The organism is Bradyrhizobium sp., from assembly GCF_028868675.1.
In the GTDB taxonomy this organism is placed as follows: domain Bacteria; phylum Pseudomonadota; class Alphaproteobacteria; order Rhizobiales; family Xanthobacteraceae; genus Bradyrhizobium.
The window spans coordinates 1-11,387 of the sequence record NZ_JAGWUA010000160.1 but is presented as its reverse complement, the minus strand read 5'-3'; the positions used below and the strand labels follow the sequence as shown (position 1 = coordinate 11,387).

Sequence of the window (11,387 nt, the reverse complement as noted above, 5' to 3'; positions counted from 1 at the left end):
TCGATCATCGGCATGCAGAAGGAGGAGCCGCTGCGGCGCTTCACCTCGGGCATTCCCTCCGGCCGCTTCGAGCCGGCCGCCGGCACTGCGACGCTGAGCGGCGTCGCCGTCGAGACCGACGATACCACCGGCCTCGCGCTCCGCATCGCGCCCGTGCGCGTCGGCGGAAGGCTGGAGCCCGCGACGCCAAGATTCTGGCTGAGCTGATTGACCGCGCCACACACTCGCTGTCGTCCCCGCGTACGCGGGGACCCATAGCCCCAGAGAACTGTTGTGACGCGAGTCGTTGACCGCGAGTCTTCGTCAAACACAGTCCTGTGGATATGGGTTCAGGGCTCACCGCTTCGCGATGCCCCGGGACGACTTCGAGGAAGCTTGGTGCTCCGCGGCGTCATCCGAGCGCGCGAACCGTCACCCCTGCCGGAACCCCATCCGGAACGCGCCCCAGTGCTTGCCGCGCACCATGACCGGCGAGGACACGTCCTTCATCAGCACGAACTGGCCGCCGCCCATGTCGCGGCGGTAGGTCTGCAGCAGGAACGGCTTCGTGCTGGTGGCGACCTTCTTCACCGTGCGGTCGTTGAACAGGCGGCGGTTGCGGCAATTGGCGTTGTTCCAGACGGGGTCCTTGCCCTGCGGCAGCCGGTAGTTCGGATTGTGGGTCGGCAGATAGCCGCCTCTCGCCCAGGCGACGCAGTACACGATGCGCGGATCGGATTTCTGGATCGGGTCCTGGATCGGGGGGAGAACGCGGTCGGTGAAGGCGACGTAGTCGGTGAGATACTGCCTGGGATCGGTGCCCGCGATTTCCCGGTAGCGCTCGTCCATGAGTTGGGCAAGCGTAATCTCGCCGCGGTCGATCGCGGCTTCGAACGCCGATGCAATGCGCTTGGCGGTGTCGACGGCGACGCGGATCAGCGGCGCATCCGCGGTCTCGAGGCCGCTGTCGGCGATCGCCGCAATCAGTCCCTCGGACGTCTCCAGCAATCTCGCCACGCGCTCGTCGGCGTTCTTGAGATCGCGCGAGGACAGGTCGACGCCCGCCGCGAGCTCGCGCAGTTCCGCGATCACGGTGTCGCAATGGCCGAGATTGGAGGTTGCGGCCTGCGCGACGCCGTCGATCTCCGCGCCGACGCGGACGAAGCCCTGCTGGACGCGGGTGATGATGCCGCTGATCTCCTGCGCGCCGTCGCCGGCGCTCTTGGCGCGCAGCGAGGCGTCGCCGCTCTCGCCGATCAGGCTGCCGATCTGGCCGTCGAGATCGCGCACGGTGTCGGAGATCTGATGGGTCGCCTGCCGGGTCGCCTCGGCAAGGCTCTTCACCTCGTTCGCCACCACGGCGAAGCCGCGCCCGGCCGCGCCCGCGCGCGCCGCCTCGATGGTGGCGTTGAGGGCGAGCAGGTTGGTCTGCCTGGCGATCGCCTCGATGCCTCCGGAGACCTTGGCGACCTCCGCCAGCGCGCTGCCGACCGCGCCGAGCCGCGCTTCGATGCGCCCGACCGCCGCAACGAGCCCGGCGATGTGTTGGACGGCCGCGTCCACCGCCTCGCGCGACTGGGCGATCTCGCCGCCGGCGGCCGAGGCCGCCGACTGCACCGCCTGCGAGGCGTTGGCGATGGCGTGATTGGCCGCGACCATGGTTTCGGCCGCCGACTGCAGATGGCCGAACCGGTCCGACTGGCCGGCGACACGGCCCGCGACCTCCTGGACGTTGCCGGCGACGTCGGCGAGCTCGACGCCGAGGCCGCCGATGCGGTCGGCGAGCCGGTCGATCAGCCGTTCGGCCTCCGAGGGGACCGTTGCGGTTTCGAGTCTTGCAAGCTGCACGACCGACATCGACGCCTCCTTCGGGCAGGACCGATCATCGCGTTGGCGGGGCATTCCCATTTTCGTTCGGAGAAGCCGGACGTCAGAGCTTGTAGGCGGTCCGGAAGCCACCCCAGTGCCGGCCCTGCACGCGGATCGGCACGTCGATCTCGCGCATCATGACCGTGTTTCCGTTGCCCATGTCGCGCGCGTAGCTCTGGATCAGATAGGAGCGCGTGTTGTGAGCGGCGGCGATTCCCGCCGGATCGTTGAAGATGCGGCGGTTGCGGCTGTTGGCGGTGTTCCAGGCGACGTCGCCCGGCCGCTGCGGGTGGGAATAGATCTTGTTGTGCACCGGCAGGAAGCCGTTGCGGTCGACCATGGCGCAGAACGCCATGCGGGGTTCTCTCGCCAGGAAGGTTTCCTGGAACGGCGGCAGCGTGCGGTCGGCCCAGTCCAAGTAGCGCGTGCGGTACTGCTGCGGGTTGGTGCCGGCGATCTCGGCGTAGTCGGTGTCGAAGAGGTCGTCGAGCCTGACATCGCCACGCGCCACCGCCTGCTCGAAGAGCTTGGTCAGCGCGTTGCCCGCTTCCATGGCGCGGGTCACGAACTCGGTGTTCTCCTCGTGGATCGACCAGAGCTTGTCCTCGATCTTCTCGGCGAGCTCGGCGCCAGGGGCCTGAAACTGCGCTCGCGCGCCGGCCTTGGACTGCTCGGTGATGCGCAGGCGGCAGGCGCCGATGTCCTCGAGCGTGCCGTTGAGGCTCTCGTGCAGGGCGAGCTTGGCGCCCTCGGGGCCGCCGATCAGGACGCCCTGCATCGATATCTCGTACACCGGCAGGATGCCGCGTGCGCCGGCATCGAGCTTGAGATGGCAGGGCAGCCGCTCGGTCTTGCGGCGGTCGTCATGCTCGCTCTGGCGCAGCAGCACCGCGCAGCGCGACTTCAGCTTCTGCGCGAACATGGTGACGGCCTTGCCGGCGCTGGCGACGCTCTCGCCATGCGCTTCCGCCGCCTTGGTGGCGGTGTCGATCTCGGCGGCGCTGTCGCCGACCGCGACGATGAACTGCGAGGCGGTGGCGGCGTTGCCGGACACCTCGCTGGTGGTTTCGTTCTGCTCGGCGACCGCGCCGTTGACGGTGTCGAATACCGGGCGGATGGCCTCGATCGCCTGCGAGATGCGGTGCACGGCGTCGGCCGAGCCCGCCGCGTCCTTCTGCAGCGTCTCGATCTTCCTGGTGATCTCCTCGGTGGCGCTCTGGGTCTGCACCGCGAGCGCCTTGACCTCGGTGGCGACGACCGCGAAACCCTTGCCGGCCGCGCCCGCGCGCGCCGCCTCGATGGTGGAGTTGAGCGCGAGCAGCGTGGTCTGCCGCGCGATCTGCGCGATCAGGTTGACGACGTTGCCGATCGCCGCGGAGGATTCGCGCAGGCGGTCGACATTGGCGCGCGCCTCCTGGGCCGCGGCGCTGGCCTGATCGGCGAGCTTGCCGGCCTCGCGCACCTGCGCGCCGATCCCCTGCGCCGACTGGGTGAACTTGTCGGCGGCGTTGGCGAAGGTGGTGGCGGTCGACTGCGCGGCGCTGGTGCGCCCGGTCAGCGCGTCGGTGCGCTCGCGGATGGTCGCAAGCGTCGTGGCGGTCGCCTCCGCGCCGCCGGCGACGGAATTGGCCGCGCGCTCGAGCTGGCGGATCATGGCGCCGAGCTCGAGTTCCAGCAGTTCCAGGATTTCCTTGGCCGAATCGCCCGCCGAGGCCGGCTCGGGGGCGGCGGATTCGGCATTCGCCTGGGCGGCCTGCGCCGCGACCGCAGGCGCTGCCGGGTCCGGCAATCGCTTCCGAAACATTCCGAATGCCATCAAGTCACTCTTGTCGCGGGAATTGGTGCAGATATTTTCACATCACGGAATGAAGTCAGGGTTAACGGCTGCCTGCCCTCTAGGCATAAATGCCTACGAAATTACCTTAAAGTATCAGAGGGGGACTTCCACTTTAGTGGGATGGAGGCCTATAAGGCCCGCGTTTTCCCACCACAGACGGCGGACGATTTCCGAGAGAGACCACGCATGGCCGGACATTCCCAATTCAAGAACATCATGCACCGCAAGGGGCGGCAGGATGCGCAGAAGTCGAAGCTGTTCGGCAAGCTGGCCCGGGAAATCACCGTCGCCGCCAAGCTCGGCACCCCCGATCCGAACATGAACCCGCGGCTGCGCGCGGCCGTGATCGCGGCCCGCCAGGAGAACATGCCGAAGGACAATATCGAGCGCGCCATCAAGAAGGCGCTCGGCAGCGACGGCGAGAACTATGACGAGATCCGCTACGAGGGCTACGGCCCGGGCGGCGTCGCCGTCATCGTCGAGGCGCTGACCGACAACCGCAACCGCGCCGCCTCCGACATCCGCTCCTTCTTCACGAAATCCGGCGGCAATCTCGGCGAGACCGGCTCGGTATCCTTCATGTTCGACCGCACCGGCGTCATCGAATACGACCGTAGCGTGGCCTCCGACGACGCCGTGCTGGACGCCGCGATCGAGGCCGGCGCCGACGACGTGATCTCGGGCGAAGGCGGCCACGAGATCTACGCTTCCACCGAAAGCTATCGCGACGTCGCCAGGGCGCTGGAGGCGAAGTTCGGCGAGCCGCGCAAGGCCGCGCTGATCTGGAAGCCGCAGAACACGGTCGCGGTCGACGACGAGGCCGGTGAGAAGCTGTTGAAGCTGATGGATCTGCTCAACGAGCACGACGACGTCCAGAACGTCTACGCCAATTTCGAGATCTCCGACGCGCTGATGGCGAAGATGAGCGGCTAGGGTGGTGTGTCGTTGCCGGGCTTGACCCGGCAACCCATCAAATCGCCAAAGAGTCCTTCGAAGATGGATGTGCGGGTCAAGCCCGCGCATGACGAGGCAAGGGCTTGGCGGTTTCCCCCCTGACTTTCGTTCTGTTTCTGTTTCGCTATCCCCGGCCAGCGGCTATCACTGGCCCATGACCGCGCTCCCGATTCGCAAGCCCGTTCGCATCCTCGGCATCGACCCTGGCCTCCGCCGCACCGGCTGGGGCGTGATCGAGGCCGACGGCAATCGCCTCGTCTTCGTCGCCTGCGGTTCGGTGGAGCCGCCGGACGAACTGCCGCTCGCAAGCCGGCTGCTGGCGATCCATGAGGGCCTTGCCGCTGTCCTGTCCGCGCACAGACCGGCGGAGGCCGCCGTCGAGCAGACCTTCGTCAACAAGGACGGCGTGGCGACGCTGAAGCTCGGACAGGCCCGCGGCGTCGCCATGCTGGCGCCGGCCATGTTCGGCATTTCGGTTGCCGAATACGCGCCCAACCAGGTCAAGAAGACCGTGGTCGGCGCCGGCCATGCCGACAAGAGCCAGATCGCGATGATGCTGAAGGTGCTCTTGCCCAAGGCCGACCCGCGATCGGCCGACGCCGCCGACGCGCTCGCCATCGCCATCACCCACGCCCACCATCGCCAGAGCGCCGCGCTGCGGCTGAAGGTGGTAGGCGCATGATCGGCAAGCTCAAGGGCCTGATCGATTCCTACGGCGAGGACTTCGTCATCCTCGACGTCGGCGGCGTCGGCTACCAGGTGCACTGCTCGGCGCGCACGCTGCAGCATTTGCCGGCGCCCGGCGAGGCCGCCGTGCTGTCGATCGAGACTTATGTCCGCGAGGACCAGATCAAGCTGTTCGGCTTCCGCAGCGATGCCGAGCGCGAATGGTTCCGACTGCTGCAGACCGTGCAGGGCGTCGGCGCAAAGGTCGCGCTCGCCGTGCTCGGCACGTTGCCGCCGTCCGAACTCGCCAACGCGATCGCGCTGCGCGACAAGGCGGCCGTGTCGCGCACCCCGGGCGTCGGCCCGAAAGTCGCCGAGCGCATCGTTACCGAGCTGAAGGACAAGGCGCCCGCGTTTGCGAATGTCGATCCGGCGGTGGTGCATCTCGCCGGTGCCGTCGACGACCAGCGCGCGTCGCGGCCGGTGGCGGATGCGATCTCGGCGCTGGTCAATCTCGGCTACGGCCAGCCGCAGGCCGCCGCGGCCATCGCCTCCGCCGCGCGCAGCGCCGGCGAGCACGCGGAGACCGCGCAGCTCATCCGGCTCGGACTGAAGGAGCTGGCGAAGTGAGTGTTCAGCTCGTAGGGTGGGCAAAGCGCGTGCCCACCACTTTTGGCTCGGTTGGCGACGTGGTGGGCACGGCGCGAAGAACGCCTTTGCCCACCCTACGACAGTGACGGAGCTGGCGACGTGACCACCCCCTCCCGCATCGTCACGCCCGAGCGCCGCAGCGACGACGTCGGCGACACCGCGCTGCGGCCGCAGCAGCTTGCCGAATTCGTCGGCCAGGAGCAGGCGCGCAAGAACCTGTCGGTGTTCATCGAGGCGGCGCGCAAGCGCGGCGAGGCGCTCGACCACGTGCTGTTCGTCGGCCCGCCAGGCCTCGGCAAGACCACGCTGGCGCAGATCGTGGCCAAGGAACTCGGCGTCGGTTTTCGCGCCACCTCGGGCCCGGTCATCGCCAAGGCCGGCGATCTCGCCGCGCTGCTGACCAATCTCGAAGAGCGCGACGTGCTCTTCATCGACGAGATCCATCGTCTGAGCCCGGCGGTGGAAGAGGTGCTCTATCCCGCGATGGAGGACTTTCAGCTCGACCTCATCATCGGCGAGGGCCCGGCGGCGCGCTCGGTCAAGATCGAGCTGGCGAAGTTCACCCTGGTCGGCGCCACCACGCGCGCCGGCCTGCTCACCAATCCCTTGCGCGACCGCTTCGGCATTCCGATCCGGCTCAATTTCTACACCATCGAGGAACTGGAGAAGATCGTCACCCGCGGCGCGCGCGTGCTCAACGTCGGCATGACCGCCGACGGCGCCAACGAGATTGCGCGCCGCGCCCGCGGCACCCCGCGCATCGCCGGCCGCCTCTTGCGCCGGGTGCGCGATTTTGCGTCCGCCGCGAATGCAGAATCGATCGACCGCAAGATTGCCGACCACGCGCTGAGCGCGCTCGAGGTCGACGCCGCCGGCCTCGATGCGATGGACCGCCGCTACCTCACCACCATCGCGCTGAACTACGGCGGCGGCCCGGTCGGCGTCGAGACCATGGCCGCCGCGCTGTCCGAGCCGCGCGACGCGATCGAGGACATCATCGAGCCCTATCTGATCCAGTGTGGCTATCTGCAGCGCACCCCGCGCGGCCGCCTGCTCACCGCGCACGCCTTCCGCCATCTCGGCCTCCACGAGCCCGCGCGCGATCCCGCGCAGTTCGGCCTGTTCGGCACGGACGAGAGCGACGACTGACGCTCGAGTCTCATTGACCCCACCGCTTCCACTCTGCCGCCAATCCCGGCCAGCGTCGATCGGGGTTGCCGCGCGCATGCGCAATTTCGGGAGAAAGTTGGCGCGGGAATGCCCCGGTCGACGTGAAGGCGCGGCTGGACGCGGGGACGGGCGCCGGTGAGCCTCTGCTGATCCGGTGGGTCAGGCGGCGTCCTGGCGGCCGAACTTCCGGAAGCTGAACTTGTCCCTTCTGTGCACCGCCATCGGAATGGCCTATATTGTGTCCATGAATTCCGCCGTCGCGAAAGCCGTAGAAGCTCTGGAGCTGCTGCCTGAGGAGATGCAGGAGCAAGCGGCGGAATATCTATTGGTCCAGGCCAGAAGATTCCGAGCGCTCAAGAACGCGATCGATGAAGGCATGGCCGATGTGGAAGCAGGGCGCATGGTTCCCTGGGATCTCCAGGATTTCCTTCAGCAGGCCCGGGCGCAGGCGAAGCGATAGGGGCTTGCGTGCAGATTGTTCTTTCGTCACGCGCTCGTACGGATCTTCTCGACATTCATTCGTATCTCTCCGAACGCAGTACGGCCGCGGCGGATCGCCTGGCTGTCAGGTTTTCGGAGCGTTTCGACGAGTTGCGTGAGTTTCCGCTTCTTGGCCCCGATCGGAGCGAGTTGAGAGCCTCGCTTCGAGGATTGTCGATCGACGGCTATATTGCCTTCTATCTGGTCGAGACCGATCGAATTGTCATCGTCCGTGTCCTGGATGAACGCAGGGATATCCTGCGAGAGCTTGCAAAATGACTGCTCCTCTCGACGGCGAGATCCGCGACGGCCGCCACCGTCGTCGGCGAAAGGCGCCGCCATCACAGAGATCGTTGATCTGAAGCCATGCATGTCGTTTCGCCAATGTCTGCTGCATTCGCAACTCGTTTCCGGACCCTTGGGGCGCGTTCCAGCCCAGCAGGCACTCTGTGAAAACTGATCGCAAAGCGTGTCGGGGGATGTTTGCAACGAACCGGTTCCGAAGAACAAACCGATCGCCGCACCACCGATCGTCACGCGTGGCGAGCGCAACAAATCAGGCAGCAGAGAAACCGTCTAGCGTCGGCCACTGATAACCGGGAAGTTCAATCCGATCGGCAATGTTCCTGCCGACCGCAAGTTTCGCGATACCCGGAATGGCAAAAGCGTCGATGACCAAATTACGGAAACGCAGGCCTGCCCGCGTCCTCGGCGCAAGAGCCCTGGCAAAGCGCTCGGCGCCACGCTGTTTTGTCTCGATATAGCTGCGCAGCCGAGCCTCATAGCAGGCAAACGCCTGCTGATATCGGCCATGCGAAGCGTTGAGTTCGCCGGCCAGCACATAGGCCGCGATCATCGCCAGCGCCGAACCCTGCCCGGCCAGCAGCGAGACGCAGAATGCCGCGTCACCAACGAGCGCGACCCGCCCGTGTGACCAGTTCTGCATAGTGATCTGGCTGACGCTGTCGAAATAGAGCTCATCCGTCCGATCCATTTCATTCAGAGCATGCTTGCATTCCCAACCTCCGCGACCATAGAGATCGCGCAGCAGCGCCTTCTGCCCTTCCAGCGAGTCTGGCAAGTCGTTTGCAGCGAAGACGAACAGGAAAAGCGCGCGGTTGTCACGCAGGGTAAAGCGCCCGAGCATTCGGCCCGGCTCTCCGTACATCAAGTAGGCGTCTTCATCGCGCGGGCGATAGTCGGAAGCCTCGAACGCCGCGACGGCATAACCCAGGTGCTTCTCGAACAGCGAATGCGGTCCGAAGGCGAGTTTGCGCACCTGCGAATGCAGGCCGTCGGCGCCGATCAGAAGATCAAAGCGCCGCTCGCCAGCATGCGCCAGTGCAACGCGAACCCCGTCCGCCTGCTGCTCGATTCCGATGACCTCGTCGCCGAATACCGTGTCGATGCTGGCTTTGACCTTGCCGAAGAGCAATCGCGACAGAGCGCTGCGCGGGAGTGTCACGAAGCGTCCGCCAGTCAGCTCGGAGAAGACGTTGGTGCCGAAGCCCGCAACGCGGTTCCCGGCCTCGTCGACGATGCGTACCTCCCGGACGTGATAGCCGATGCGGTTGATCTCCTCGATCAGCCCCATGCGCTCCGCAAGATCGTAGCCGAGCCCCCAGAAGTCGATGACATAGCCGCCGCTGCGCAAGGTGGGTGTACGCTCGACGATGGTCGGCTCGAACCCGGCCGCCTTCAGCCAAAAGGCCAGCGCAGGCCCTGCGATGCCTGCGCCGGAGATCAAGACAGATTGCATGGCGCGAAACTACCCCCGCTGAGAAGATTCTTCACTTGGACCTTGGTACGAGGAAGCTCCGGCCCCTGACCCCCGTCGCACCGCGTTTCGGAGCGCCCAGTTCGGGCGAGGCATTTTCGTCGTCATGATGCACTCGGCGCCGCTAGGATGAAGCTTATGTTCCATGTTCGAAACCGCCGATCTTGGTCTGAAACAACCTGCTCTCCGAAACCTGGTCGTCGCGGGTCGAATACGCTGATTGGCGGCAGCGGTCAGAAGCTGAGTGTGGAGGCGCCTTGTTTGATCAATTCGTGCATCTTACTTGCGCCGGTGATGACCACGCCCTCGATCAGATCGCTCTCGCTGTAGCCGCGCGCCTTAACGCACGGCGTGCAGGCCCAGAGATTGCCGCCGCGTCGCAGGAAATCGCCTATCATTTGAGCCAGTGGATCGAGCGGGTTCACCTGGGTCGTGTCGCTGGCGCGCTTGCGCACGAGGTCGACGCCAGCGCTTGTGAGGAATATCGAAACCCGTAGCCCGGCTGTGAGCCCGCCGTTCGCAATGGTGAAGCCCACCGACGACAATTCGTGGTCGGTGCCGTGCGTGATCATCACCACCAAGTCATGCGAGTCGTTACTCATCGTCCTCCTCCATTTGGCACGCCATGATCGGCGAAGCGCCGGCGCGGCTCCGCGAAAATCCAGGTCCGTCGCATCCGAAGGCCCTCGGTGATTGCCCTGCGATCGGCGAGGGCATAGGCTCTGGACGCATTCGGTCGTTACATTGTCTTTTTTGCATCTGGATCGTGAGGGAGACAATGATTGTGGCTCCAGATCTCTTGCCTCGGAATCCACCGCTGCAGGCGTCGGCGGACGTGCTGTCCGACGTGTTGCGTATCGTGCGCCTCTCGGGCGCGGTGTTCTTCCGCGCCGACTTGGCGCTGCCGTGGGCGGCGCGATCGGTGTCGGCGGAAGAGCTGAAGCAGATGCTGTTGCCGCGGGCTCAGCAGATGATACCGTTCCACGTGGTCGAGCACGGGCGCTGCTGGATGGCGGTCGACGGCAGCGTGCCGGTCGAGCTCGCAGATGGCGACGTGATCGTGCTGCCGCACTGCAAGGAGCACACGATCGCGAGCGACATCGCGCTCGCGCCGGTGCCGATGAAGGATATCTTCCCGCGGCCGAATGGACGTGTGTCCACCATCGCGGTCGGAGAGGGCAAGGCCCGCACGCGCATCGTCTGCGGCTTCCTCCATTGCGACGAGCAGTTGTTCAATCCACTGTGCCACGGACTGCCGGACATCATCCATGTGCGCACGACGGCGGAGCCGCCGGGCTCGCTGCTGCCGGCGCTCATCGATAGCATGACGCGCGAGGCGCAGGCGGACCAGGACGGCACCGCGTGCCTGTTGTCGCGGGTGAGCGAGCTTGTCTTCATCGAGGTGTTGAGGCGTCACATCGCTTCCCTCGGGCCGGATACGATAGGGTGGCTCGGGGCCCTCAAGGATCCGCTTGTCGGTCGCGCGCTGCGTCTGCTGCACGGCAGCCCGGAACATCCCTGGACTGTCGACGACCTGTCTCACCAAGTTGGGGCGTCGCGCTCGCTACTCGCCGACCGTTTCCGGCAGTTCGTCGGCCAGCCGCCCATGCAGTATCTGACCGCTTGGCGGCTGCAGCTTGCCGCCTCGCTGTTGCAGAACGGTGCACCCAGCATCTCGGCGATAGCGTTGCAGGTCGGCTACGAGTCGGAACCAGCCTTCAATCGCGCATTCAAGCGCCACACCGGCGTGCCCCCCGCCACCTGGCGCGATAGGAATTCTGCGCGCGACCAAGCGCTGGGAAAGGCAGGCTGAATCCCGGTTGCCGGCTGCGGCAGGAACTCGGCGTCGGTTTTCGCGTCACCTCGGGCCCGGTGATCGCCAAGGCCGGCGATCTCGCCGCGCTGCTGACCAGTCTCGAAGAGCGCGACGTGCTCTTCATCGACGAGATCCATCGTCTGAGCCCGGCGGTGGAAGAGGTGCTCTATCCCGCGATGGAGGACTTT

At 66.1% G+C, this 11,387-nt stretch carries 12 protein-coding genes and 1 pseudogene; 9 read left to right on the top strand and 4 right to left on the bottom strand.

All coding sequences use genetic code 11. The features are described from left to right. Positions 1-207: YmdB family metallophosphoesterase (locus tag KGM94_RS18735; RefSeq protein WP_300262648.1), on the top strand; the 207-nt coding region annotated here is incomplete at its 5' end. 204 nt (positions 208-411) lie between these two features. On the opposite strand, the gene KGM94_RS18730 is transcribed toward KGM94_RS18735, so the two are convergent. Next, positions 412-1,836, bottom strand: coding sequence for a methyl-accepting chemotaxis protein (locus tag KGM94_RS18730; RefSeq protein WP_300262646.1), 1,425 nt, complete (start codon positions 1,834-1,836; stop codon positions 412-414). 73 nt (positions 1,837-1,909) lie between these two features. Next, positions 1,910-3,664, bottom strand: a complete 1,755-nt coding sequence (locus KGM94_RS18725; RefSeq protein ID WP_300262643.1) for a methyl-accepting chemotaxis protein — start codon at positions 3,662-3,664, stop codon at positions 1,910-1,912. 207 nt (positions 3,665-3,871) lie between these two features. Between KGM94_RS18725 and KGM94_RS18720 the strand changes: the two genes are divergently transcribed. The 6 genes from KGM94_RS18720 to KGM94_RS18695 all read left to right on the top strand — a co-directional run bounded on the left by KGM94_RS18720 (position 3,872) and on the right by KGM94_RS18695 (position 7,885). Beyond that, positions 3,872-4,618: a YebC/PmpR family DNA-binding transcriptional regulator gene (locus tag KGM94_RS18720; protein ID WP_300262640.1), complete on the top strand. Its 747-nt coding sequence runs from the start codon at positions 3,872-3,874 to the stop codon at positions 4,616-4,618. 175 nt (positions 4,619-4,793) lie between these two features. Then, positions 4,794-5,321: a crossover junction endodeoxyribonuclease RuvC gene (gene ruvC / locus KGM94_RS18715; RefSeq protein WP_300262637.1), complete on the top strand. Its 528-nt coding sequence runs from the start codon at positions 4,794-4,796 to the stop codon at positions 5,319-5,321. Continuing rightward, on the top strand, positions 5,318-5,935 hold the full coding sequence (ruvA, locus tag KGM94_RS18710; RefSeq protein WP_300262634.1) for a Holliday junction branch migration protein RuvA: 618 nt from the start codon (positions 5,318-5,320) through the stop codon (positions 5,933-5,935). Before ruvC ends, ruvA begins: the two co-directional genes overlap by 4 nt. Positions 5,936-6,055: 120 nt before the next feature. Further along, on the top strand, positions 6,056-7,105 hold the full coding sequence (gene ruvB, locus KGM94_RS18705; protein WP_300262631.1) for a Holliday junction branch migration DNA helicase RuvB: 1,050 nt from the start codon (positions 6,056-6,058) through the stop codon (positions 7,103-7,105). 220 nt (positions 7,106-7,325) lie between these two features. Continuing rightward, positions 7,326-7,586 carry a hypothetical protein gene (locus tag KGM94_RS18700; RefSeq protein ID WP_300262628.1) on the top strand — a complete coding sequence of 87 codons (261 nt, stop codon included), beginning with the start codon at positions 7,326-7,328 and terminating at the stop codon, positions 7,584-7,586. Positions 7,587-7,594: 8 nt separating this feature from the next. Next, on the top strand, positions 7,595-7,885 hold the full coding sequence (locus KGM94_RS18695; RefSeq protein ID WP_300262625.1) for a type II toxin-antitoxin system RelE/ParE family toxin: 291 nt from the start codon (positions 7,595-7,597) through the stop codon (positions 7,883-7,885). Between the two features lie 277 nt (positions 7,886-8,162). Here KGM94_RS18695 and KGM94_RS18690 read toward each other — a convergent pair whose 3' ends face one another. Both KGM94_RS18690 and KGM94_RS18685 read right to left on the bottom strand, forming a co-directional pair. Then, positions 8,163-9,365, bottom strand: a complete 1,203-nt coding sequence (locus tag KGM94_RS18690; protein ID WP_300262622.1) for an FAD-binding domain — start codon at positions 9,363-9,365, stop codon at positions 8,163-8,165. A gap of 251 nt (positions 9,366-9,616) precedes the next feature. Continuing rightward, the gene (locus KGM94_RS18685) at positions 9,617-9,985 is read right to left on the bottom strand and encodes a DsrE family protein (RefSeq protein WP_300262619.1); all 369 of its coding nucleotides are present in this window, start codon (positions 9,983-9,985) and stop codon (positions 9,617-9,619) included. 233 nt (positions 9,986-10,218) lie between these two features. On the opposite strand from KGM94_RS18685, the gene KGM94_RS18680 reads away from it, so the two are divergent. Both KGM94_RS18680 and KGM94_RS18675 read left to right on the top strand, forming a co-directional pair. Beyond that, complete coding sequence (locus tag KGM94_RS18680) at positions 10,219-11,196, top strand: AraC family transcriptional regulator (protein ID WP_300262615.1); 978 nt, start codon at positions 10,219-10,221, stop codon at positions 11,194-11,196. 20 nt (positions 11,197-11,216) lie between these two features. Continuing rightward, positions 11,217-11,387 (top strand): annotated as a pseudogene (locus KGM94_RS18675) (AAA family ATPase); the annotation flags it as partial.

Bases quoted from the DNA above. Each gene is read 5' to 3' on its own strand.
- ruvA (WP_300262634.1), top strand. From the start codon at position 5,318: ATGATCGGCAAGCTCAAGGGCCTGATCGATTCCTACGGCGAGGACTTC.
- KGM94_RS18690 (WP_300262622.1), bottom strand. From the start codon at position 9,365: ATGCAATCTGTCTTGATCTCCGGCGCAGGCATCGCAGGGCCTGCGCTG.
- KGM94_RS18685 (WP_300262619.1), bottom strand. From the start codon at position 9,985: ATGAGTAACGACTCGCATGACTTGGTGGTGATGATCACGCACGGCACC.
- KGM94_RS18725 (WP_300262643.1), bottom strand. From the start codon at position 3,664: ATGGCATTCGGAATGTTTCGGAAGCGATTGCCGGACCCGGCAGCGCCT.
- KGM94_RS18720 (WP_300262640.1), top strand. From the start codon at position 3,872: ATGGCCGGACATTCCCAATTCAAGAACATCATGCACCGCAAGGGGCGG.
- KGM94_RS18730 (WP_300262646.1), bottom strand. From the start codon at position 1,836: ATGTCGGTCGTGCAGCTTGCAAGACTCGAAACCGCAACGGTCCCCTCG.
- ruvC (WP_300262637.1), top strand. From the start codon at position 4,794: ATGACCGCGCTCCCGATTCGCAAGCCCGTTCGCATCCTCGGCATCGAC.